Source organism: Neisseria flavescens (assembly GCF_005221285.1).
Classification (GTDB): domain Bacteria; phylum Pseudomonadota; class Gammaproteobacteria; order Burkholderiales; family Neisseriaceae; genus Neisseria; species Neisseria flavescens.
Genome location: NZ_CP039886.1, coordinates 1,290,986 through 1,314,637, shown reverse-complemented (window position 1 = coordinate 1,314,637; position 23,652 = coordinate 1,290,986). Strand labels below are relative to the sequence as shown.

19 protein-coding genes, 2 tRNA genes and 3 rRNA genes are annotated in these 23,652 nt (G+C 48.0%); 15 read left to right on the top strand and 9 right to left on the bottom strand.

All coding sequences use genetic code 11. The features are described from left to right. Nucleotides 1-31: 31 nt before the first annotated feature. From FAH67_RS06740 to FAH67_RS06725, 4 genes are all read right to left on the bottom strand, one after another. On the bottom strand, nucleotides 32-1,414 hold the full coding sequence (locus FAH67_RS06740) for a TolC family protein (RefSeq protein ID WP_003679357.1): 1,383 nt from the start codon (nucleotides 1,412-1,414) through the stop codon (nucleotides 32-34). Between the two features lie 75 nt (nucleotides 1,415-1,489). Beyond that, nucleotides 1,490-1,780: a helix-hairpin-helix domain-containing protein gene (locus tag FAH67_RS06735; protein ID WP_003679355.1), complete on the bottom strand. Its 291-nt coding sequence runs from the start codon at nucleotides 1,778-1,780 to the stop codon at nucleotides 1,490-1,492. A gap of 37 nt (nucleotides 1,781-1,817) precedes the next feature. Continuing rightward, nucleotides 1,818-3,755, bottom strand: coding sequence for a MacB family efflux pump subunit (locus FAH67_RS06730; RefSeq protein ID WP_003679353.1), 1,938 nt, complete (start codon nucleotides 3,753-3,755; stop codon nucleotides 1,818-1,820). Nucleotides 3,756-3,836: 81 nt separating this feature from the next. Beyond that, nucleotides 3,837-5,018 (bottom strand): efflux RND transporter periplasmic adaptor subunit, encoded by a 1,182-nt coding sequence (locus FAH67_RS06725; protein WP_003679351.1) that lies wholly within the window; start codon nucleotides 5,016-5,018, stop codon nucleotides 3,837-3,839. 290 nt (nucleotides 5,019-5,308) lie between these two features. Between FAH67_RS06725 and FAH67_RS06720 the strand changes: the two genes are divergently transcribed. Next, nucleotides 5,309-5,731, top strand: a complete 423-nt coding sequence (locus tag FAH67_RS06720) for a type IV pilin protein (RefSeq protein ID WP_003679349.1) — start codon at nucleotides 5,309-5,311, stop codon at nucleotides 5,729-5,731. Between the two features lie 117 nt (nucleotides 5,732-5,848). Here FAH67_RS06720 and nusB read toward each other — a convergent pair whose 3' ends face one another. From nusB to FAH67_RS06705, 3 genes are all read right to left on the bottom strand, one after another. Beyond that, nucleotides 5,849-6,277, bottom strand: a complete 429-nt coding sequence (nusB, locus tag FAH67_RS06715; protein WP_003679347.1) for a transcription antitermination factor NusB — start codon at nucleotides 6,275-6,277, stop codon at nucleotides 5,849-5,851. A 121-nt stretch (nucleotides 6,278-6,398) separates the two neighbouring features. Continuing rightward, complete coding sequence (gene ribH, locus FAH67_RS06710) at nucleotides 6,399-6,878, bottom strand: 6,7-dimethyl-8-ribityllumazine synthase (RefSeq protein WP_003679346.1); 480 nt, start codon at nucleotides 6,876-6,878, stop codon at nucleotides 6,399-6,401. A gap of 93 nt (nucleotides 6,879-6,971) precedes the next feature. Next, nucleotides 6,972-7,295: a DUF2185 domain-containing protein gene (locus FAH67_RS06705; RefSeq protein ID WP_003748560.1), complete on the bottom strand. Its 324-nt coding sequence runs from the start codon at nucleotides 7,293-7,295 to the stop codon at nucleotides 6,972-6,974. Nucleotides 7,296-7,548: 253 nt separating this feature from the next. Here FAH67_RS06705 and rnc point away from each other — a divergent pair, with 253 nt between their 5' ends. Together rnc and era are read left to right on the top strand one after the other, a co-directional pair. Further along, nucleotides 7,549-8,268 (top strand): ribonuclease III, encoded by a 720-nt coding sequence (gene rnc / locus FAH67_RS06700; RefSeq protein WP_003679344.1) that lies wholly within the window; start codon nucleotides 7,549-7,551, stop codon nucleotides 8,266-8,268. Nucleotides 8,269-8,332: 64 nt separating this feature from the next. After that, nucleotides 8,333-9,262 carry a GTPase Era gene (era, locus tag FAH67_RS06695; RefSeq protein ID WP_003679342.1) on the top strand — a complete coding sequence of 310 codons (930 nt, stop codon included), beginning with the start codon at nucleotides 8,333-8,335 and terminating at the stop codon, nucleotides 9,260-9,262. Between the two features lie 56 nt (nucleotides 9,263-9,318). On the opposite strand, the gene coaBC is transcribed toward era, so the two are convergent. Together coaBC and FAH67_RS06685 are read right to left on the bottom strand one after the other, a co-directional pair. Continuing rightward, entirely contained in the window at nucleotides 9,319-10,497 is a 1,179-nt protein-coding gene (gene coaBC, locus FAH67_RS06690; RefSeq protein WP_039863525.1) for a bifunctional phosphopantothenoylcysteine decarboxylase/phosphopantothenate--cysteine ligase CoaBC, read from the bottom strand. 45 nt (nucleotides 10,498-10,542) lie between these two features. After that, a complete protein-coding gene (locus tag FAH67_RS06685; protein WP_003679338.1) occupies nucleotides 10,543-11,772 on the bottom strand; it encodes a tetratricopeptide repeat protein in 1,230 nt (409 codons plus the stop codon). A 525-nt stretch (nucleotides 11,773-12,297) separates the two neighbouring features. Here FAH67_RS06685 and FAH67_RS06675 point away from each other — a divergent pair. The 12 genes from FAH67_RS06675 (at nucleotide 12,298) to apaG (ending at nucleotide 23,627) form a co-directional block, all read left to right on the top strand. Next, a 16S ribosomal RNA gene (locus FAH67_RS06675) occupies nucleotides 12,298-13,838 on the top strand. 105 nt (nucleotides 13,839-13,943) lie between these two features. Further along, nucleotides 13,944-14,020: transfer RNA gene (locus FAH67_RS06670), tRNA-Ile, on the top strand. Between the two features lie 5 nt (nucleotides 14,021-14,025). Next, nucleotides 14,026-14,101, top strand: a tRNA-Ala gene (locus FAH67_RS06665). A gap of 348 nt (nucleotides 14,102-14,449) precedes the next feature. After that, nucleotides 14,450-17,338: ribosomal RNA gene (locus FAH67_RS06660) — 23S ribosomal RNA — on the top strand. A 96-nt stretch (nucleotides 17,339-17,434) separates the two neighbouring features. After that, nucleotides 17,435-17,548: ribosomal RNA gene (gene rrf / locus FAH67_RS06655) — 5S ribosomal RNA — on the top strand. The 16S, 23S and 5S rRNA genes sit together here with 2 tRNA genes alongside, the layout of an rRNA operon. 300 nt (nucleotides 17,549-17,848) lie before the next feature. Next, entirely contained in the window at nucleotides 17,849-18,136 is a 288-nt protein-coding gene (locus FAH67_RS06650; RefSeq protein ID WP_039863774.1) for a ComEA family DNA-binding protein, read from the top strand. Nucleotides 18,137-18,569: 433 nt separating this feature from the next. After that, nucleotides 18,570-19,418: a presqualene diphosphate synthase HpnD gene (gene hpnD, locus FAH67_RS06640; protein ID WP_003682586.1), complete on the top strand. Its 849-nt coding sequence runs from the start codon at nucleotides 18,570-18,572 to the stop codon at nucleotides 19,416-19,418. Next, nucleotides 19,415-20,722: a hydroxysqualene dehydroxylase HpnE gene (gene hpnE, locus FAH67_RS06635; protein ID WP_003682584.1), complete on the top strand. Its 1,308-nt coding sequence runs from the start codon at nucleotides 19,415-19,417 to the stop codon at nucleotides 20,720-20,722. Before hpnD ends, hpnE begins: the two co-directional genes overlap by 4 nt. Nucleotides 20,723-20,817: 95 nt before the next feature. Further along, complete coding sequence (locus tag FAH67_RS06630; RefSeq protein ID WP_003682583.1) at nucleotides 20,818-21,537, top strand: SDR family oxidoreductase; 720 nt, start codon at nucleotides 20,818-20,820, stop codon at nucleotides 21,535-21,537. A 187-nt stretch (nucleotides 21,538-21,724) separates the two neighbouring features. Continuing rightward, nucleotides 21,725-22,681 (top strand): thiamine-phosphate kinase, encoded by a 957-nt coding sequence (thiL, locus tag FAH67_RS06625; protein WP_003682580.1) that lies wholly within the window; start codon nucleotides 21,725-21,727, stop codon nucleotides 22,679-22,681. Then, nucleotides 22,674-23,162, top strand: a complete 489-nt coding sequence (locus tag FAH67_RS06620) for a phosphatidylglycerophosphatase A family protein (protein WP_039864429.1) — start codon at nucleotides 22,674-22,676, stop codon at nucleotides 23,160-23,162. Before thiL ends, FAH67_RS06620 begins: the two co-directional genes overlap by 8 nt. Before the next feature lie 96 nt (nucleotides 23,163-23,258). Beyond that, the gene (gene apaG / locus FAH67_RS06615) at nucleotides 23,259-23,627 is read left to right on the top strand and encodes a Co2+/Mg2+ efflux protein ApaG (protein WP_003682575.1); all 369 of its coding nucleotides are present in this window, start codon (nucleotides 23,259-23,261) and stop codon (nucleotides 23,625-23,627) included. Nucleotides 23,628-23,652 lie beyond the last annotated feature (25 nt).

The window sequence follows — 23,652 nt, the reverse complement described above, 5'->3', positions numbered from 1 at the left end:
ACGGAAATTAACCAAAGGCCGTCTGAAAATGCTATTTCGGCGTATAACGTCCCGCCATGGCTTTATACACCATATTTTCGTATTTTAAGGCTTCATAGCGTTGGTTCAGCAGGTTTTGAGCCGAGCTGTATTCCGAATTCAAAGCCTCCAGCCAGTCTTTCAGTTCGTTTTTACCGTGTTGGTAGCGTACTTGATAGTAATGGCTGTTTTTCTTGTCCAACTGATAACGCTGTTCCTGATTGGCAAGGCCGGCCTGCGCGTTTTTATAGGCAAGGTAGTTGGTGTTAACCTCGTTGAGCGCGGTGGTCAGGGCTTTTTCAAAATTCAGCTTGGCACTGTCCATCTCCGCTTGTACGGTTTTGTCTTTCCATTTCATGGTCTGCCAGTTAAGGAAAGGCAGATTGATGGTGGCCGAGCCGCCCAACATGGGGATATTGAACGTGCTTTTTGCTTTATCGGAAGACGTACTCAGACTTGCACCCAAAGTAATCGACGGATACCAACTGCGTTTTTGCGCGTTGACCGATTGTTGCGACGCTTGCAGGCGGTATTCGGCGGCGCGCAGGTCGGGGCGGTTGGCTAAAACGGTAATCGGTACATCCAAGTTCACGCCTTTGACAGGCAGTAGGCGGAATTGTGCCGGATCGGCGGCCATGTTTTCAGACGGCCTTAAATTCAACAAATTACGCAAAACCTGTTTTTGCGTATCCAAATTGTTTTGCAAAGACAACAGGCTGTTTTCTGCGTTCAACAATGACTGTTTGGCTTGGGTCGGCTGGCTGGAGTCGGCACGGCCGTAGCGAAACTTGGTATTCGCAATGAGGTTGATTTCCTGATATTGCTTCAGCGATTTTTTTGCCAACTCGATGGCTTCGTTCAGATAGGCGATATTGAAATACGCATCGGCGACATTATTAATCAAAGTCAGGCGTGTATTGGCCATGTCTTCATGCGTGGCTTGGTATTCCCATACCTGCGCATCGGCAGTGGCACTGAGTTTGCGCCACAAATCCAATTCGTAGCTCAAACCGAGCTGGCTGCTGAAGGTATTGCCGTGGCTGCCGGTTTTCAGGTTTTTAGAAGCGTTCGCGCCCAACGAGCCGCTGAACGAAGGCACCAAATCCGCACCCAAAATATTGGCTTGGTACAAAGCCTTGTTGACGCTGATGGCGGCTTGTTTCAAATCGACATTGTTCGCCAACGCCTGCTCCATCAGCGTATTAAGCTGCTGGCTTTGGTAGATTTCCCACCAGTTGCCGTTTACATCGTAGCGGTCGGCAGTTTCCGCCGCACTCATGACTTGGCCGGTCGCTTCCAGCGTCAGGTTTGGATTGGCTTTAGGTGCGGCGCACGCACTTAGGGCAAGGGCGAGCGACAGGGATAATGCCGTCTGAAAAAAAGGTTTTTTCTGCATATCGTATCTTTCGGTTTAAGGTTTCAGACGACCTGAAAGGTAGCGAGGTCGTCTGAACAATCTCATCGGCTGCGTTTATTTATCGGCTAAAAACGCTTTTCTCTGTTCCGTAAAATGCCACCACGGCTTCGGTTCGTTCCCCTGCATAAAATCAACCAGTGACAGAAAAATATCGATCATGCAGGGATCGTGTCGGGTTGAGGTCAGGCTGCACAGGCGGTCGTACATTTCGTAAGCGTCCCGCCCCGCCAAATCCTGCGGCTGCGTAATGCCGAGCAAAGCCAAATCCTCTGCCACGGCTTTGCCGACATTGGGCAGGTCGGTCAGCGTGTTCAACTTGTTTCGTTGTACTTTGTCGGGACTCATGTTTTAGCCTTTGGTTTGGAAGCCGTCTGAAACATAATCAATCCTGAGCCAGCGCATCAATCGGGTTGAGCTTGGAAGCTTTATTGGCAGGCATAAAGCCAAACGCGACGCCGATGGCGGTGGAGCAGACCACTGCGCCGATGACGGAAGTCATGGAAATGCTCATCGGGAAGTCGGTGACAAAGTAGTTGAACACCAGGCTGATGCTTGCGGACAACAATACGCCTGACAGGCCGCCAATGATACAGATTAAAACGGCCTCAATCAGGAACTGTTGCAAAATATTGTTGCGGCGTGCGCCGATTGCCATACGGACGCCGATTTCTTTGGTACGCTCGGTAACGGAGACCAGCATGATGTTCATCACGCCGATACCGCCGACCACCAAAGAGATGACCGCGATGGAAGAAATCAGCAGCGTCATGGTGCCGGTTGTGCTTTCCACCATTTCTTTGATGCTGTCGCTGTTGTTCATAAAGAAATCTTCTGTACCGTGGCGTGCTTTCAGCAGCTCGGTCAGGCTTTTTTCGGCAACTTGCGTGTTGGCATCGTCTTTGATTTTGACAACGATGGAATTGGTATGGCTCTCGCCGGTAATTTGGTGCATAACCGTTGTGTACGGCGACCAAAGCATCAGCGAGTCGGAATTGCCGAACGAGTTGTCATCCTTTTTCATAATGCCGATGACGGTTAGCGGGCGTTTTTTGAAGAGGATGGTTTTGCCTAAAGGATTGACGCCTTCGCCGAAGAGTTTGGTTTTGGTGTTTTGGTCGATGACGACGACTTGGGCATCGGTTTTTACATCGTCATCATCAAACAGACGGCCTTCTTCCAATTTCAAACCGCGCACGTCGAAATATTGTTCGCCTACGCCGTAAAGCGAGGCGGTCAGGTCGGTGTTGCGGTAGGTCAAGGTACCGCCGGAGTTGGTTTGAGGGGTGGCGGAGGCGACGTAGCTTTGTTGGCTGATGGCTTTTGCGTCATTAATCGTCAGCGTTTTGATCCGTCCGCTGCGGCGGTCGCCAAAACCACGGCCGGGGAAGATGCTGATGGTGTTTGTGCCCATCGAGTTGATGTCTTCCAAGATTTTTTGTTGCGAGCCATTACCCAATGCCACTACCGATACCACCGAAGCGATACCGATGATAATCCCCAGCATGGTCAGCAGCGAACGCATTTTGTGCGCCATAATCGCCTGTACCGACATTTTGAATGCTTCCATAAATTGATCGTAATAAAACGACCAGGAAGCTTTTTCTTTAATCCTCTCCACTTTGCTTGGCGGGATGTCGGGATTTTTAGACGTATCCGAAATAATCTGACCGTCGCGGATTTCGATGACGCGGTTTGCGTTTGCCGCAATGCCCGGATCGTGGGTGACCATAATCACGGTATGTCCGTCTTCGTGCAGCTTATGGATGATTTCCATCACGTTTTTACCGCTGGCGGTATCCAATGCGCCGGTCGGCTCGTCGGCAAAGATGATTTCGCCGCCGTTCATCAACGCGCGGGCAATCGAAACGCGCTGTTGCTGACCGCCGGAAAGTTCGCTGGGTTTGTTGCCTTCTTTATTTTGCAAACCCAAATCGCCCAACAGTTTTTTCGCACGTTCCGCGCGCTCTTTACTGTCCATGCCCATATATACGGCAGGCAGGGCGACGTTGTCTCGGGCGGTCAGCGAGCTTAACAGGTTGTAACGCTGGAAAATAAAGCCGAAACGCTCACGGCGCAAAGCCGCCAGCTCATCCGGCTGCATTTGCGATGTTTCGATGCCGTCGATTTGATAAGAGCCGGAAGTGGCGGTATCCAGACAGCCCAAGATATTCATCAGCGTAGATTTACCTGAACCGGACTGACCGATAATCGCCACAAAGTCGCCTTTCTCAATAGATAGGCTGACATCTTTCAATACATGCACACGGTTTTCACCGTTACCGAAAAAACGGTTGATATTCTTACATTCGATTAAACTCATAATCTTTCCGGGCGAAAAATAGAAATACAGGAACTAAGGCCGTCTGAAACACAGCCAAATCTTTCAGACGGCCTTAATCAATCAGCGAGGAGGGCCGCCGCCCATCATCGCGCGTTCGCTGCTCTTATTCTTTTCATCTGCGCTCATTTCAGAAACGATCACTTTTTCGCCTTCTTTCAAGCCGCTTTTGATTTCGGTATTCATGCTGTCTTTCAAACCGACGGTTACTTCGCGTTCTACCGCTTTATTGTCTGCACCCAAAATGCTGACATAGGTTTTGCCGTTATGCTTTTTCACGGTCAGCGTCGGTACCAGTAAGACATTCTTCACGCCGTTGATTTCGATCGTGTTTTGAGTGGTCATACCGATAGAAAGTTTGCCGTCATTATTCGGCACCAGTGCGCGGGCATAGTAGTAAATTGCATTGGAAGTCGTGTCCGTGCTGCTGGTGTAGCTGCCCAAAGACATGGTGGTCAGGCCGGGATCGACGCTGTCTAATTTCGCTTTAATCGGGGTGTCCGGCTCGGACAAAATGGTGAACGAAATATCCTGACCGGCTTTGACTTTCGTGATGTCGCCCTCGGCAATCTGCATTTTGTTTAACATGGTTTCCAGATTGGCCAGTTGGATAATGGTCGGCGTAGATTGCGCCGCATTGACGGATTGGCCTTCTTCAACAGGAATGGCGACTACGGTGCCGTCCATGGTGGCGGTAATCCGCGTGTGGCCCAGTTCGGATTCGGCTGTATTGATGGAGATTTTTGATTGTTTGATGGCGGCCTTCAGTTCGGCGACATTGGCTTTGGCTGCGGCTAAAGAGTCTTGTGCAGATTCCAAGTCTTCTTTGGAAGTTGCTTGTTCTTTCCATAAGGCAAGTTCGCGTTTATATTTTTTCTCCGCACTGGAAAGCGCGATTTCGGCAGAAACCAATTTTGCCTGATAGGTTTCCAGTTTGGATTTTTCAGTATTTAAGGTATTGATCTGATTGGTTGAGTTGATTTCCGCAATCAAATCGCCTTTTTTCACTTGCTGGCCCAGTTTTACATATAGTTTTTTAATCTGACCTGAAGCTTCCGCGCCTACGGATACCAAATTGGAAGGCGAGATTTCGCCGGTTGCCGACACGGTTTGACGAATATCGCCGCGTTTGACCACTTCTGTAATAAAAGAAGACTGAGGCTCAGGCTTCATCAAAGACCAGCCGCCGAAAGCCGCAGCTACGATAACAGCCGTACCGGCCGCCCACTTGAAAACTTTAGACATATAAAAGGAACCAATTCAATAAAATAACGTTGCAGACAAGCAACAAATGTATTGATAGAAACAAAAAAAACAACTGGATTTTACTGTAAAGAGCAAGGCCAACCAAGAGACGGTCGGCTCAAATTGAAGTTTAACTTATTGAAATAAAAAATAAAGGGTAGTAAACATTTTTCAGAACTTGCACCTCATTTACATAAATTCCCAAACTCCCTCCGAATCTGAACATTTAAGTCGCAAGAAAACTACTATAATATCCACGTCTTATTCTAATTATTCATGACATAAATACAATGAAACACCAACAAGGCTTCACGCTTATCGAGCTGCTGATAGTCGTTGTGATTGCAGCTATTCTCGCTACCATCGCATATCCGTCTTATCAAAACTACATCCGCCAAACGCGCCTTGCCGCCGTCCGCACGCAGATGCTTTATAACGCCCAACAGCTCGAACGCTACTACACTCAAAAAAGGACATTTAAGGATTTTCCTGCTAAAAATTTACAGCAGAATCAATATTTTGATATTGATTTTTCCGAAGGTACGGCTTCTATGCCTAATCCTTCCGATTCAGGTTATATTTTGAAGGCAGAGCCTAACAAAGAAACCAACGCAAATGAAACCTGTACGGTTTATTACAACGACAGCGGTATCATCTGGGCAAACAGCGACAAGCAAAACTGTCCCGGTTATGAAATGCCAAAATCAAAATAAATCGAAATATAAAAGGCCGTCTGAAATTCAGACGGCCTTTTTAATGGTTTGGCTGTATAAGCAGATTAGCCTAAACAGGGCGAAGATCAGTAATTTTGACCTGATGTGAAGCCCATCTTAGCCTTTGCGGCGCGGTTCGTCAGGGCGGATGCGGGAAGCCAGTTGGTCGAGGATGCCGTTGACGAATTTATGGCCATCGGTGCCGCCGAAAGTTTTGGTGACTTCGATGGCTTCGTTGATGATGACAGGGTAGGGGGTCTCAGGCATGGTGCTCAATTCATGACAGGCAACCAGCAAAACGGCGCGTTCGATAGGACTAAGGTCTTTCTCGTCGCGGTCGAGCAGGGGGCTGATTTTTTCCATGTATTCTGCGGCATGTGTTTGTGCGCCGAAAAACAGTTTGTTGAACAGCTCTTCATCCATATTGGATGTTTGAGACAGTTCGTGGATGTTTTTGGCGATTTCGGGAGCGGCAGTTTTGTTGATGCCTGCTTGATAAATGGCTTGTACGGCAAGCTCGCGTGCGCGGCGGCGTGGGCTTTTCATGGGTATTCCTTGTGAAGAGAGTGCCGATGGTTGTCGGCTGAATATTGAATGATTCAGACGGCCTCAATGTCATGATTGAGAGGCCGTCTGAAAATATGCGGTATTCAATACGGGGAGAAGCTTATTCTTCGTCGTCTTCGTATTGTTCTGACAAAAGATGGTTGACCAAGTTGGCACATTCTACGGCAACTTTGGCGGCATCGGAGGCTTTTTCTTCGATACGCGCAACGGCTTGTTCGTCGTTTTCAGTCGTCAGGATGGCGTTGGCGATAGGGATGTTGTAGTCAAGGGCAACGCGGCTGACACCTGAGCCGGACTCATTGGATACCAATTCAAAGTGGTAGGTTTCGCCACGAATCACAACGCCGATGGCGATCAGGGCATCGAATTGTTCGGATGAAGCGAGGTTCATCAGCGCGATAGGTACTTCAAGCGCGCCGGGAACGGTGGCAAGCGTGATGTTGTCTTCGGATACGCCCAATTCTTTTAAGGTGCGGCAGCAAACTTTGACCATTTCGCTGCCGATTTCGTTGGTAAAACGGGCTTGAACGATGCCGATGCGCAAGTTGGTGCCATCGAGGCGTGGTTCGATAATGTTCATGATGATTCCTTCAATATTTGTGAAATAGGGATTCGGCTCGGTTTCAGACGGCCTTGTTATAGGGAATGCCGTCTGAAACGAAATGGGGATGGGTTATTCTTGCGGCTGCCAATCGGCAACGGCTTGGAACTCGCCGTCTTCGTTCAATTCCCACGCACTGCCTTCTGCCTGAGTCAGCAGGGGCGCGATGTCGGGATTGTCTGCGGTAATGGCGGAGAGGCTGACAATGCTGAAGTTGTCGGGATTATCGGTGTATTCGTCGGTTTCGTCGCCGCTGAAAATACGCCAGCCGCTGTCGTTTTCAAATACGGGGGCTTCGCGGTAGAGGAAGCCGACGGGCTCGCCTTGTTCGGCGACGGTGTTGGTGACGATGCAGCGGTCGAGCGCTGCGGCCAATGCTTGGGCAAATTTGTTCATGGAGTTGACAAAGAGATGATTTGGCATGATTTTACACGATTCGCCGCTTTTCCGCACGGATGTGTGCAGGGGCGGTTTGATGGTACAATGTCGGCGAGTGCCGTCAGGTTTGAACATGACGGCTTTTGATTGTTTATCGGCTTGAGGGACGCAAGAAACAATGAGCCAAAATAAAAAAGTTGCCGATGTAGCCTTTTTATTTTGTTTCACTGCGGATGAGGCGTGCTTTCCGGCTGTTTTTTGAAAGTATGGAATGAAACCTGATTTGCTCAAAAAGCAGGCGCATCGATCGATTCAAAAGCGTCTAGGCTATGAGTTCCGCAATATGGAGCTGCTTCAGCAGGCTTTGACCCACCGCAGCTACAATGCCAAACACAATGAGCGTTTTGAATTTGTCGGCGATTCGATTTTGAACTATTCCGTGGCGCGGATGTTGTTTGACGCGTTTCCGAAATTGTCGGAAGGCGAGTTGTCGCGGATGCGCGCGGCTTTGGTAAATGAAGGCGTGTTGGCTGAAATCGCGTTGGAAATGAATGTCGGCGACGGTTTGTATTTGGGTGCCGGCGAGTTGAAGAGCGGCGGTTTCAGACGGCCTTCGATTTTGGCCGACGCGATGGAAGCGATGTTTGCGGCGGTCAGCTTTGACGCTGATTTTTCTGCGGCGGAAAAAGTGGTTCGCCATTTGTTTGCGGAACGCGTGAAACGTGCGGATTTGAATATCGGCAAGAAAGACAGTAAAACCGCTTTGCAGGAAGCCTTGCAGGCACGCCGCTTCGCCCTGCCGAAATACCGAATCGAAGAGCAGGCGGAGCAGACGGCTGATGCGATGTTTGTGATTTCCTGCGATTTGGGTGAACTTGGTTTCATCTGCAATGCACGCGGCAGCAGTCGGAAAGTGGCCGAGCAAAAAGCGGCATGTGAAGCCTTAGAATGGTTGGAACAGAAGTTTCCTTTGAAAAAAGCTAAAAAATAATATTTCAGACGGCCTTTGAGAAAATGCAAAGGCCGTCTGAAACAATCAAGAAAGTCATATATAAATGGATATCGAAACCTTTTTACAAAACGAGTCGCAACATCCGACGGATTATCGTTGTGGCTTTGTGGCCATCGTGGGTCGCCCGAATGTCGGCAAATCCACGTTGATGAACCATTTAATCGGTCAGAAAATCAGTATTACCAGTAAAAAAGCACAAACCACGCGCAACCGTGTCACCGGTATTTACACCGACGACACGGCGCAATTTGTGTTTGTCGATACGCCGGGTTTTCAAACCAATCACCGCAATGCCTTGAATGACCGTCTTAATCAAAACGTAACCGAAGCGTTGAGCGGCGTGGACGTGGTGGTTTTTGTGGTGGAAGCCATGCGCTTTACCGATGCCGACCGCGTGGTACTGAAGCAGTTGCCTAAGCATACGCCTGTGGTATTGGTGGTCAATAAAATCGATAAAGATAAAGCCAAAGACAAATTTGCGCTTGAGGCTTTTATCAATGAAGTACGCCAAGAGTTTGAATTTACCGCCAGCGAGGCAGTCAGCGCGAAACATGGCCTGCGTATTGCCAATCTGTTGGAACTGCTCAAGCCTTATCTGCCGGAAAGTATCCCGATGTATCCGGAAGATATGGTGACGGATAAATCCAGCCGATTCCTGGCGATGGAAATTGTGCGTGAAAAACTGTTCCGCTATTTGGGCGAAGAACTACCGTATGCGATGAATGTTGAAGTGGAGCAGTTTGAGGAAGAGGAAAGCGGACTGTTCCGCATTTATATCGCGGTGTTGGTCGATAAAGACAGCCAAAAGGCGATTTTGATTGGCAAGGGTGGGGAGAAATTGAAGAAAATTTCTACTGAAGCCCGCCTTGATATGGAAAAATTATTTGATACCAAAGTCTTTTTGAAGATTTGGGTGAAAGTGAAATCCGGTTGGGCAGACGATATTCGTTTCCTGCGCGAATTGGGTTTGTGATTTGATGTGTTTGAACAAAGGCCGTCTGAAAAATTTTCAGACGGCCTTTTGTTTGATTAAGCCAACAATTCAGCCAGGCGTTTGACGATTTCATCCGCTGCTTGGCGTTTGGATGTTTCCGGAAATGAGGTTTCGGCAAGGTCATCAATAATGGTGATTTGATTGGTTGGCTTGCCCATGGAAACGGAAACTTGGTTGGCCACCAGCATCGGTACGTTTTTGCGCAAACGTTTTGTCCGAGCAAATTCCAAAACCTGATGGCTTTCCGCAGCAAAGCCGACGCAGAATGGTGGAGAAGGCAGGGTGGCAACGGATGCGAGAATGTCCGGATTTTCCGTCAGTTCGATAACTGGCGGCTGATTGCCGTTTTTCTTCAGTTTCTCATTGCTGCTGTTTTTGACTTTATAGTCTGCAACGGCTGCAACGGAAATAAAGACATCTTGCTCATGGATATGGCGGTGAACTGCCTGATACATGGCTTCTGCGCTGATAGCCTGTTCGGAATGAGCCAAGCCTGCTGGCAAGGCTGTCTGAATTTGACCGTAAATCAGCGTGACTTTTGCTCCGGCAGCACGGCACGCACGCGCTAAAGCCATGCCCATTTGTCCGCTGGAAATATTGGTAATGCCGCGAACAGGATCGATGGTTTCAAACGTTGCGCCGGCTGTAATCAGAACTTTTTTGCTACTCAGTAGCTTGGGTGTCCATAAATCTTCTAGCAAATCTGCCAGATCGACCGCTTCGACCATTCTGCCTGTGCCTGTTTCGCCGCAAGCCTGTTCGCCACTGTTGGGGTAAAACACGGTAATGCCGTCTGAAACCAGTTGCTCAATATTGCGCAGGTTGGCAGGGTTGTTCCACATTTCGACATTCATTGCAGGTGCAACGGCCAAAGGACATTTTCTGGCTGCGGCCAAAGTAGTCAGCAGGTTGTCTGCCGATCCGTTGGCAATTTTGGCGATCGTATTGGCAGTGGCTGGCGCAATAAGAAATGCGTCGGCTTCACGCGTCAGGTTGATGTGCGCCATGCCGTTATTGGAAGCACCTGAATAGGTATCCGATAAAACAGGGTTGCCGGTTAAAGCTTGGAAAGTCAGTGGGGAGACAAATTCTGTCGCAGAATTCGTCATTACCACCGATACAGAATGTCCTTGCTTTTTCAGTAGTCTGACCAGTTCGCAAGATTTATACGCCGCAATACCGCCGGTAATGCCGAGGAGAATGTGTTTGCTCATAAATAATGGGTTCATTAAATGAGGTATATTAGGAATCAAATCAAATTAGATTTGTTCAATGTTGATTCTGGCCAGTTTTGCTTTAATCGCATTGCCATATCTCTTCGGCAAAAATGCTGAAACCGCCCCGTTTTTCACTTCAGTCACATAACTGCAGACTTTCAATTCAGGAACAACATTGAGCGAGTAGTCCGGATTGACCAAAGGCGAAGCACTGGAGTACAGCGTCCATCTTGCCAGACTGCTGTCTTCATAATCAGTTGTTGCGTTAAAGCTGGTGACCCCTTCGCTGAAAGTGATTTGATAATTAGGGTAGAACTCGCCGGGAATTTCGTGTGCATTACAGAAATTAAATAATCTGTCATGTGCAAACAGGTTCTGACGGATATAGGCCCACAACTCTTTTTCTAGAAAATCTTGGTCGGCAAAATGTCTGGAAGGGTAGCCCTCGTCGACAAAGTTTTGAATTCTTTCCTGCATATCTGGGACTGCACCCGCTTTAGCGCCCCACATACCTGCAAGAATTAGGGCGGTATGCGAGCCTGAGTCGCGAATAGTGTGGAATAGGGTACCACTTTTTATCCATTCGGATACGGCCGCTGCATCACGATAGCAAATGATAGAATCTGCATCACGGAAAATAACGTATTCAACCTCGGGATCATTAATGGCAAGAAAGCGCCACATCGTACCCGGCCAGTTATCCAATGGAGCGCCGACCTTAATTACTTCTGCACCATTATTTCTGAATCGTTGAATAGCTTCAGCCGATACAGAATCATCGACATAAAAACGACATGTCCAACCGGGGAAAAGCACAGGCGTAAGCTGGGTATTTAAGACAGCAGGCTCAATATATTTGGAATTATTGCCAAATAAAGAAAAGGAGATAATCCGTTTGCCGTTTTTTGGAGTTGGTGTTGGAATGATTTCATGTTCTAGGCCTGGGATGGCTTTGTCTTTTAGAACCAAAGCCTGATGACCGTAAAACCCGGTTTTTTCCCAATTATCTAGAGCGCCATAAGCATGTGCAAGTAAATCCAAAGCAGGAATATAGGTACTATCCAGCTCTAGCGTTTTCATTTCAGCCTCAATGGCTTTTTCCCATTTCAATTGCTTCAGATAGGCATAAGCAACTTTATGATGAAATTCTGCAGATTGGGGATTGAGAAGGCAAAGAATCTCAGCGCGTTTTAGCGCTTCCTCGTAATTTTCCTCTTCGATAAAAGAGTGATATGCTTGTTCAAATTTTTGTTGAATCTTTTCGTTACTCATAACGGGGACTATTCTAAATTTATGATTGTTTTATTGGAGAAAGTAGAGATTGTAAGAGTAGATAGGGCTAAAGCTCCAGTAATATAAGGATATAGAGTGTTTGAATGTGGCAAATAAGAGTAAAGCCGCAGGACTATTTATCTTAGGATGTCTGTTTTATCTATCGAACGATAAAATCTAATAAATTTTAAATTATTTAAATACAGATAGTTGTGAAAAAATTTTAATTTTTTTTGAAATTGGGTGTTGACTGGTTTTGTTTGGAGGCGTATAGTTCGGTTCTTCGCTGCTGACGCGGTGAAGAAAATGAAGCAGACAGTATAACACAGTTAGTTAGAATTATCGATAATTTTAGTTGACATTTGCTAAATATACTGTATAATTCGATTCGCTCTTTAAAAAACAGATTACCGATAAGTGTGAGTGCATTAGGCCTCACACTGTTTGAAAGACAGACAAGATGATGTTTTAGACATTGTCCTGTCGGTTTCTTTGAAGCAGACCAGAAGTTATAAGTTAGAGATTGAACATAAGAGTTTGATCCTGGCTCAGATTGAACGCTGGCGGCATGCTTTACACATGCAAGTCGGACGGCAGCACAGAGAAGCTTGCTTCTTGGGTGGCGAGTGGCGAACGGGTGAGTAATATATCGGAACGTACCGAGTAATGGGGGATAACTAATCGAAAGATTAGCTAATACCGCATATTCTCTGAGGAGGAAAGCAGGGGACCTTCGGGCCTTGCGTTATTCGAGCGGCCGATATCTGATTAGTTAGTTGGTGGGGTAAAGGCCTACCAAGGCGACGATCAGTAGCGGGTCTGAGAGGATGATCCGCCACACTGGGACTGAGACACGGCCCAGACTCCTACGGGAGGCAGCAGTGGGGAATTTTGGACAATGGGCGCAAGCCTGATCCAGCCATGCCGCGTGTCTGAAGAAGGCCTTCGGGTTGTAAAGGACTTTTGTCAGGGAAGAAAAGGCTGTTGCTAATATCGACAGCTGATGACGGTACCTGAAGAATAAGCACCGGCTAACTACGTGCCAGCAGCCGCGGTAATACGTAGGGTGCGAGCGTTAATCGGAATTACTGGGCGTAAAGCGAGCGCAGACGGTTACTTAAGCAGGATGTGAAATCCCCGGGCTCAACCCGGGAACTGCGTTCTGAACTGGGTAACTAGAGTGTGTCAGAGGGAGGTAGAATTCCACGTGTAGCAGTGAAATGCGTAGAGATGTGGAGGAATACCGATGGCGAAGGCAGCCTCCTGGGATAACACTGACGTTCATGCTCGAAAGCGTGGGTAGCAAACAGGATTAGATACCCTGGTAGTCCACGCCCTAAACGATGTCAATTAGCTGTTGGGCAACTTGATTGCTTAGTAGCGTAGCTAACGCGTGAAATTGACCGCCTGGGGAGTACGGTCGCAAGATTAAAACTCAAAGGAATTGACGGGGACCCGCACAAGCGGTGGATGATGTGGATTAATTCGATGCAACGCGAAGAACCTTACCTGGTCTTGACATGTACGGAATCCTCCAGAGACGGAGGAGTGCCTTCGGGAGCCGTAACACAGGTGCTGCATGGCTGTCGTCAGCTCGTGTCGTGAGATGTTGGGTTAAGTCCCGCAACGAGCGCAACCCTTGTCATTAGTTGCCATCATTTAGTTGGGCACTCTAATGAGACTGCCGGTGACAAGCCGGAGGAAGGTGGGGATGACGTCAAGTCCTCATGGCCCTTATGACCAGGGCTTCACACGTCATACAATGGTCGGTACAGAGGGTAGCCAAGCCGCGAGGTGGAGCCAATCTCACAAAACCGATCGTAGTCCGGATTGCACTCTGCAACTCGAGTGCATGAAGTCGGAATCGCTAGTAATCGCAGGTCAGCATACTGCGGTGAATACGTTCCCGGGTCTTGTACACACCGCCCGTCACACCATGGGAGTGGGGGATACCAGAAGTAGGTAGGGTAACCGCAAGGAGTCCGCTTACCACGGTATGCTTCATGACTGGGGTGAAGTCGTAACAAGGTAGCCGTAGGGGAACCTGCGGCTGGATCACCTCCTTTCTAGAGAAAGAAGAGGTCTGATGCATTCACACTTATCGGTAAACTGTAAAAGATGCGGAAGAGAAAAGCTTGAGTGAAGACAAGATTCGCTTAAGAAGAGAATCCGGGTTTGTAGCTCAGCTGGTTAGAGCACACGCTTGATAAGCGTGGGGTCGGAGGTTCAAGTCCTCCCAGACCCACCAAGAACGGGGGCATAGCTCAGTTGGTAGAGCACCTGCTTTGCAAGCAGGGGGTCATCGGTTCGATCCCGTTTGCCTCCACCAAGAACTTTACAAATCAAAGGAAGCCTGCTATACTTAGCAGCTTATTTTGATTTGCGAAGTGAAATATCGACGCATCGATCTTTAACAAATTGGAAAGCCGAAATCAACAAACAAAGACAATGAGTTTGTTTTGATTTTTTGTTCCTTGCAAAGGATAAAAAATCTCTCGTAAGAGAAAAGAAAACAAACACAGTATTTGGGTGATGATTGTATCGACTTAATCCTGAAACACAAAAGGCAGGATTAAGACATAACAAAGCAGTAAGCTTTATCAAAGTAGGAATTTCAAGTTTGCTTCCCTAGTCAACGGGTAGGTAAACGAAGTCAAAGAGGTTCTTGAAATGATAGAGTCAAGTGAATAAGTGCATCAGGTGGATGCCTTGGCGATGATAGGCGACGAAGGACGTGTAAGCCTGCGAAAAGCGTGGAGGAGCCGGCAATAAAGCTATGATCCCACGATGTCCGAATGGGGAAACCCACCTCTTAGGAGGTATCCTTATCTGAATACATAGGATAAGCGAAGCGAACCCGGAGAACTGAACCATCTAAGTACCCGGAGGAAAAGAAATCAACCGAGATTCCGCAAGTAGTGGCGAGCGAACGCGGAGGAGCCTGTACGTGATAACTGTCGAGATAGAAGAACAAGCTGGGAAGCTTGACCATAGTGGGTGATAGTCCCGTATTCGAAATCTCAATAGTGGTACTAAGCGTACGAAAAGTAGGGCGGGACACGTGAAATCCTGTCTGAATATGGGGGGACCATCCTCCAAGGCTAAATACTCATCATCGACCGATAGTGAACCAGTACCGTGAGGGAAAGGCGAAAAGAACCCCGGGAGGGGAGTGAAATAGAACCTGAAACCTGATGCATACAAACAGTGGGAGCACCCTTGTGGTGTGACTGCGTACCTTTTGTATAATGGGTCAACGACTTACATTCAGTAGCGAGCTTAACCGAATAGGGGAGGCGTAGGGAAACCGAGTCTTAATAGGGCGAACAGTTGCTGGGTGTAGACCCGAAACCGAGTGATCTATCCATGGCCAGGTTGAAGGTGCCGTAACAGGTACTGGAGGACCGAACCCACGCATGTTGCAAAATGCGGGGATGAGCTGTGGATAGGGGTGAAAGGCTAAACAAACTCGGAGATAGCTGGTTCTCCCCGAAAACTATTTAGGTAGTGCCTCGAGCAAGACACTGATGGGGGTAAAGCACTGTTATGGCTAGGGGGTTATTGCAACTTACCAACCCATGGCAAACTAAGAATACCATCAAGTGGTTCCTCGGGAGACAGACAGCGGGTGCTAACGTCCGTTGTCAAGAGGGAAACAACCCAGACCGCCAGCTAAGGTCCCAAATGATAGATTAAGTGGTAAACGAAGTGGGAAGGCCCAGACAGCCAGGATGTTGGCTTAGAAGCAGCCATCATTTAAAGAAAGCGTAATAGCTCACTGGTCGAGTCGTCCTGCGCGGAAGATGTAACGGGGCTCAAATCTATAACCGAAGCTGCGGATGCCAGTTTACTGGCATGGTAGGGGAGCGTTCTGTAGGCCGATGAAGGTGCATTGTAAAGTGTGCTGGAGGTATCAGAAGTGCGAATGTTGACATGAGTAGCGATAAAGCGGGTGAAAAGCCCGCTCGCCGAAAGCCCAAGGTTTCCTACGCAACGTTCATCGGCGTAGGGTGAGTCGGCCCCTAAGGCGAGGCAGAAATGCGTAGTCGATGGGAAACAGGTTAATATTCCTGTACTTGATTCAAATGCGATGTGGGGACGGAGAAGGTTAGGTTAGCAAGCTGTTGGAATAGCTTGTTTAAGCCGGTAGGTGGAAGACTTAGGCAAATCCGGGTCTTCTTAACACCGAGAAGTGATGACGAGTGTCTACGGACATGAAGTAACCGATACCACGCTTCCAGGAAAAGCCACTAAGCTTCAGTTTGAATTGAACCGTACCGCAAACCGACACAGGTGGGCAGGATGAGAATTCTAAGGCGCTTGAGAGAACTCAGGAGAAGGAACTCGGCAAATTGATACCGTAACTTCGGGAGAAGGTATGCCCTCTAAGGTTAAGGACTTGCTCCGTAAGCCCTGGAGGGTCGCAGAGAATAGGTGGCTGCGACTGTTTATTAAAAACACAGCACTCTGCTAACACGAAAGTGGACGTATAGGGTGTGACGCCTGCCCGGTGCTGGAAGGTTAATTGAAGATGTGCAAGCATCGGATCGAAGCCCCAGTAAACGGCGGCCGTAACTATAACGGTCCTAAGGTAGCGAAATTCCTTGTCGGGTAAGTTCCGACCCGCACGAATGGCGTAACGATGGCCACACTGTCTCCTCCTGAGACTCAGCGAAGTTGAAGTGGTTGTGAAGATGCAATCTACCCGCTGCTAGACGGAAAGACCCCGTGAACCTTTACTGTAGCTTTGCATTGGACTTTGAAGTCACTTGTGTAGGATAGGTGGGAGGCTTAGAAGCAGAGACGCCAGTCTCTGTGGAGCCGTCCTTGAAATACCACCCTGGTGTCTTTGAGGTTCTAACCCAGACCCGTAATCCGGGTCGGGGACCGTGCATGGTAGGCAGTTTGACTGGGGCGGTCTCCTCCCAAAGAGTAACGGAGGAGTTCGAAGGTTACCTAGGTCCGGTCGGAAATCGGACTGATAGTGCAATGGCAAAAGGTAGCTTAACTGCGAGACCGACAAGTCGAGCAGGTGCGAAAGCAGGACATAGTGATCCGGTGGTTCTGTATGGAAGGGCCATCGCTCAACGGATAAAAGGTACTCCGGGGATAACAGGCTGATTCCGCCCAAGAGTTCATATCGACGGCGGAGTTTGGCACCTCGATGTCGGCTCATCACATCCTGGGGCTGTAGTCGGTCCCAAGGGTATGGCTGTTCGCCATTTAAAGTGGTACGTGAGCTGGGTTTAAAACGTCGTGAGACAGTTTGGTCCCTATCTGCAGTGGGCGTTGGAAGTTTGACGGGGGCTGCTCCTAGTACGAGAGGACCGGAGTGGACGAACCTCTGGTGTACCGGTTGTAACGCCAGTTGCATAGCCGGGTAGCTAAGTTCGGAAGAGATAAGCGCTGAAAGCATCTAAGCGCGAAACTCGCCTGAAGATGAGACTTCCCTTGTGGTTTAACCACGCTAAAGAGTCGTTCGAGACCAGGACGTTGATAGGTGGGGTGTGGAAGCGCGGTAACGCGTGAAGCTAACCCATACTAATTGCTCGTGAGGCTTGACTCTATCATTTGAAGAACTTCAAGAGATAAAAGCTTACTGACTGATTCAGTCATCACCGAATATATTGATTAAGGCTTTACCGATTTGTAACAGTTTAAGTTTGGCGGCCATAGCGAGTTGGTCCCACGCCTTCCCATCCCGAACAGGACCGTGAAACGACTCAGCGCCGATGATAGTGTGGTTCTTCCATGTGAAAGTAGGTCACCGCCAAACACCCATTCCGAAGCCCCCGACTGATGTCGGGGGCTTTTTACATGCCTGTCGTTTCTGTCGGTTTGGTGATAGGGAGATTATGATTACCTTGTTGTTATTCTTAAACAAAAGTACCGAAGTTACGGTTAACCGTTTAGAATATTTGAAATCAAACGATATTTGCGTTAATATGTTGTAAGCATTTATGTGGGTATGAGCTGTTGCCCTATCTGCGTATGTGACAGTGTTTACAGAGTGGAATAAAACCATTCTGTAAACAGCATGACTGATTCAATCAAATATGTTATGGGAAAAAATCTGATGAAGAAATTTTTATTTGGTGCGTTTGCCGCCGTTTGTGCGGCGTTCTCTTTGGCTGCCGTGAACATCAATACTGCGTCTTCTGTCGAACTGGAGGCCTTGCCGGGTATCGGTCCGGCTAAGGCGAAATCGATTGTGGAATACCGTCAGAAGAACGGTGCGTTCAAATCGGTGGAGGAGCTGAAAAACGTGAAGGGCATCGGTGATGCGGTGCTGAACAAGTTGAAGGCGGAGGCGACGGTTTCTTCTGCTGCGCCTAAGGCCGCACAGCCTGCCGTGAAAAAATAAGTCTGACGGTTAACTGCCGTATGCCGCCCCGAGGCCGAACCGCTTGCCGGTTCGGGTTGACGGGCGGCTTTGTATGGGGCCGGCAATGAGAGCTTGGGCAAAGCGGGGCTTTACATTGGGTAAAAGGGATAAACGGATAGTCTCCTGTCGGATGGGGATATAAAAGATAAAGGGAATAAAGATATGTACTCAAAGGCATTTGACGGAATACGGAATGGGGTAACTGTGCAGAGGGGGTATTCCTTGATACAGCTGTTGGTGGTGATGCTGTTGGTTTCGATATTGGCGACGTAGAATATTAGGCCGTCTGAAAGATACTTAAGATTAGTTTTCAGACGGCCTTGTTGTAAGATGAGATTTGATATTGGCGTACTTTTTTAAATACAGATAAAATCCCTGCTAATTATTTATAACGATATTTTTAGGATACACAGTGCTTGCTTTGGATTATTGTCATCAAAAGGCTGCAGAAAGCCATTCCAGTTTTTTATCCGGCTTTCGTTTTTTATCGGTAGAAAAAAGAAATGCGATCACTGTTTTATATGCTTTTTGTCGCGAACTAGATGATGTGGTTGATGGCTGTACCGATCCAAATGTAGCTCAGATAACGTTGAATTGGTGGCGCAGTGATTTGGAGAAAGTCTTTAACAATGAGATGCCTGAGCATCCCGTTCATCAAGCTTTAAAAGATATTCGGGCAAATTTTGACTTGCCGAAGAATGAATTTGAAGCTTTGATTGATGGCATGCAGATGGATTTGGAGCAGGCTCGTTATGGTAGTTTTGATGAGTTAAAACTGTATTGCCACCGTGTTGCCGGGGTAGTGGGTTGTCTTATTGCGCGGATTTTAGGTTTTACCAATCCGAAAACTTTGGAATATGCGGACAAAATGGGTTTGGCTTTGCAGTTGACGAATATTATTCGCGATGTGGGCGAAGATGCGCGGCAGGGAAGAATTTATCTACCGATAGAGGAAATGCAGAAGTTTGACGTGCCTGCCAACGTCATTATGCAGTGCAAACCGACAGACAATTTTGTAAAATTGATGCAATTTCAAGTGAATAGGGCGCGTGAAACTTATCGTGAAGCGATGTCGCTTTTGCCGGCTGAGGATAAGAAATCGCAAAAAGTCGGCCTGATTATGGCGGCTATTTATTATGCGTTGTTGAATGAAATCGACCGTGATGGTGCGCAAAATGTTTTGATTTATAAAATTGCGATTCCTTCTCCCCGTAAAAAACGTATTGCTTTGAAAACTTGGCTGTTTGGATTTAAACCATGAATACTAAGCGTCCAAAAATTGCTGTGATTGGTGCCGGTTGGGCAGGTTTGTCTGCGGCGGTTTCCCTGATTCATCGAGCCGATATTTCTTTGTTTGAGGCCGGGAGACAGGCTGGCGGTAGGGCGCGTGCCTTGTCCGGAAAAGATGATGGATTCAGCTTTTTGGATAATGGGCAGCATATCTTGTTGGGTGCGTATCATGGTGTTCAAACTTTAATGCAACATATTGGCGTTCAACCCGAGTCAGCCTTTTTACGCCAGCCTTTGCAATGGTACATCCATGAAGGATTGCAGTTTCAGACGGCCTCTCTGCCTGCGCCTTGGCATTTGCTTGTCGGTATCCTGCGTGCGAAAAATCTTTCTTTTTCATTGAAAATCAAATTGCTGTCGGATATGTCGGCATTGCAACGTTGGGCAGCTCATCATAAAACCGATTTGACGGTTGCAAAGTGGTTGAGAACACGAAATGTTCCCCGCAGCTTACTTGGGCAATTTTGGCAACCTTTGGTTTGGGGGGCTTTAAATACGCCGTTAGAACAGGCATCGTTGCGCATCTTATGTAATGTATTGAATGATGGCTTGTGGTCTGAAAAGGAGAACAGCGATTATCTTTTGCCTAAGCAGGATTTAGGGCGGATCGTAGCCGAGCCGGCTTTGGATTTTCTGCACAAACATGGTGCAAAGATACATCTTGAAACTCGTGTTTCCCATTTAAACCATCATATTGATGGCCGAATTGAAATCAATGGTGAAGTATTTGATGCGGTGATTCTGGCTGTTGCGCCATATCATGTTGACGCGCTTTTGCCTGAAGATACGCCTGACTATATTCAGACGGCCTATCAATCGTTGCACTATCATGCGATTACCACGGTTTATTTGCGTTATGCCCAAACAGTCAAACTGCCTGCACCTTTAACCGGGTTTTCTGATGGTACGGCGCAATGGGTGTTACATCGGGGGGCGTTGGGCTTGCCGGATAATGAAGTTGCAGTCGTCATCAGCGTTTCCGATTGTACCGAGGCTTGGAAGGATAAAGATTTGGCCGAGAACATTCATGCGGACATTAAGCGGATTTGTCCGGATTTGGATAAGCCTGAAGCCGTACGCATTATTACGGAAAAACGAGCGACTACGGCGGCAACGGTTGATTTTGTACAACCTGATTTCTCATGGCTGCACCATCGCCGTATTTATCCGGCCGGCGACTATCTCCATCCGCGCTATCCGGCAACATTGGAGGCTGCGGTTCAGTCAGGCTTTGCCGCGGCTGAAAAGCTGATGCTGGATTTGCGGTTTGAATAAACTGAGGCCATCTGAATGTTCAGACGGCCTTTTTGACTTTACAAAACTTACCAAGCCGATACAATATCCGAAACCATAAAGTTCAAGGAAAAGCCATGACGACATTAGCGAACAAAACCATCTTGATTACCGGTGCATCCCAAGGCTTGGGCGAGCAGGTTGCCAAAGCCTATGCGGCTGCCGGAGCGACTGTCATTTTGGTGGCGCGTCATCAAAAGCGTTTGGAAAAAGTATATGATGCCATTGTGGCTGCCGGCAGTCCTGAGCCGTTTGCCATCTGCTTTGATTTGATGAGCGCGGAGGAGAAAGAGTTTAAGCAATTCGCGGAAACTATTGATGAAGCAACCGGCGGAAAATTGGATGGCGTGGTGCATTGTGCCAGCTATTTCTATGCCTTGTCGCCATTGGACTTTCAAACCGTATCGGAATGGGTCAACCAATACCGCATCAATACCGTTGCGCCTATGGGCTTGACCCGTGCGCTGTTCCCATTGTTGAAGCAATCCGAAGACGCTTCTGTGATTTTTGTCGGCGAAAGCCACGGCGAGAAGCCGCAAGCCTATTGGGGCGGTTTTGGTGCCTCCAAAGCCGCGCTCAATTATTTGTGTAAAGTGGCCGCGGATGAGTGGGAACGTTTTGACAACCTGCGTGCCAATGTTTTGGTGCCGGGTGCCATCAATTCGCCGCAACGTATCAAATCGCATCCGGGCGAATCGAAAAGCGAACGTAAAAACTACGAAGATGTCCTGCCGCAATTTATTTGGTGGGCAAGCCAAGAGAGCAGGGGGCGGACAGGCGAAATCGTCTATCTGTAAATATACCTGTTCAGAGTGGTTTGAAAACATGAGGCCGTCTGAAATCTATATTTTCAGACGGTCTTTAACTTATTAAGTTTTATATCTAAATAATGTTGAAGTTTGATGTTTGACGTGTTAGCAGGCAAACATCAGGCTGGCACAAAATTAGATGTAGTAATCTAAGTTATAGTTGTATTGGATAAATATGACGGAATTTGACTTTATCAGACAATATTTGCAGCGACAAAAATCGGAAGGTCTGATTTTGGGCATAGGGGACGATGCCGCTATTATTCGCCCAAGTAACGGATTTGATTTATGTTTTAGCGCTGATATGTTGGTCAAAGGCAGACATTTTTTTGAAGATGTTTTGCCTGAAGATTTGGCATGGAAAATACTTGCAGTAAATTTATCCGATATGGCCGCTATGGGCGCCAAGCCCCGTTGGGTGTTGCTTAGTGCTGCGTTGCCTGAATTGAATCAAGATTGGCTCAAACGCTTTTGCGATAGCTTTTTTGCTTTGGCTGCGCGTTTTGATACGGTGTTGATTGGTGGCGATACCACCAAAGGCGATTTGGTCTTTAATGTAACGATAGTAGGTGAAGTTCCGACAGGGCGTACCCTGCGGCGTGATGCGGCTGAAGTCGGCGACGATATTTGGGTATCTGGTCAGTTGGGTTTGGCTGCCGCTGCTTTGAACAAACATCTGGGACATTATCAATTGCCGTCTGAAATCATGGCGGTTTGCGATGATAAATTGCTCCGTCCGGAACCGCGCGTTTCATTGGGTCAGGCATTGCTGCCGTTTGCCCATGCTGCGCAAGATGTTTCAGACGGCCTGGCTCAAGATGCGGGGCATATTTTGAAAGCCTCTGCTGTCGGAGCAGAAATATTTGCCGATTGTGTGCCGTCGTTGCCTGAATTGAAAAACGTTTTGTCGCGCGAACAATGGTTGTCGGCGGTATTGGCCGGCGGCGATGACTACGAACTGATTTTTACTGCCGCTCCAGAAGACAGGGAACGCGTTTGTCAGGCAGCGGAACAAAGTGGCGTACCGGTCGCCCAAATTGGTAAAATTACTGACTCAGGCCGTCTGAATATTTTGGATGCCGAAGGCGGCGTATTGGAACTGACTTCTTTAGGATTTGATCATTTTGGCTGAACGTAAACCTACTTTTTCTTGGCTGTTGCACAAACCATTGTGTTTTTTAGGATTCGGTTTCGGCAGCGGCTTGTCGCCGGTTGCGCCGGGTACGGCCGGAACGCTGGCAGCATTACCTCTGGCTTTTGTATTGTGCCTGTTGGGCATAGACGGCTGGATATTGCTTTTATTGTGTATCGCCTTGTTTTTTTGGGGTATCCGCATTTGCGGTTATACCGAGAGGGAATTGGGCATTCAGGATTACGGCGGTATCGTCTGGGATGAAATTGTCGCGATGCTGCTGGTGCTGTCGCTGATTCCGTTCAAATGGAGCTGGTGGCTGGCGGCTTTTGTTATTTTCCGCTTGTTTGATGCGTTGAAACCATGGCCGATCAAATGGTTTGACCGGCGGATTCATGGAGGTTTAGGCATTATGCTTGATGATTTGATTGCGGCTGTGATGACCTTGATGGTCTTGGGCCTGTTTTATTGGATCGCGTAATGCGTTTTAAGTGTTTCGACCCTTTGCAAAAATAGGGCGGACACGCCGGAATGATCCGGATTGAAATAAAATAAATACCATACGGGGTAAACAATTATGAATGAAATCGAGATTAACGTGGAGCCGCGTTATATGGCCGGTCAGAGCGACGTCTATCGCGACCGTTACGCCTTCAATTATCTGATCACCATCTGCAACCGCAGTGATGAAATCATTACTTTGCGTCAGCGTTTTTGGGAAATCACTGACGGACACGGTGAGACAGAGCAGGTCGGTCATGCCGGCTTGATTGAAGAGCAACCTGTTTTGTACCCGGGCGAAGCCTATGAGTACAACAGCGGTTCGCAAATCAGCACGCCTTGGGGCAGTATCGAAGGCGCGTATGAGTTTGAAGACAGCATCGGCAAACGTTTCGTTATCGGGGTGCCGAAGCTTGAATTTAAAGCAGGCTTTACGTTGCAATAGGCCGTCTGAAAAATGAAAAACCGGA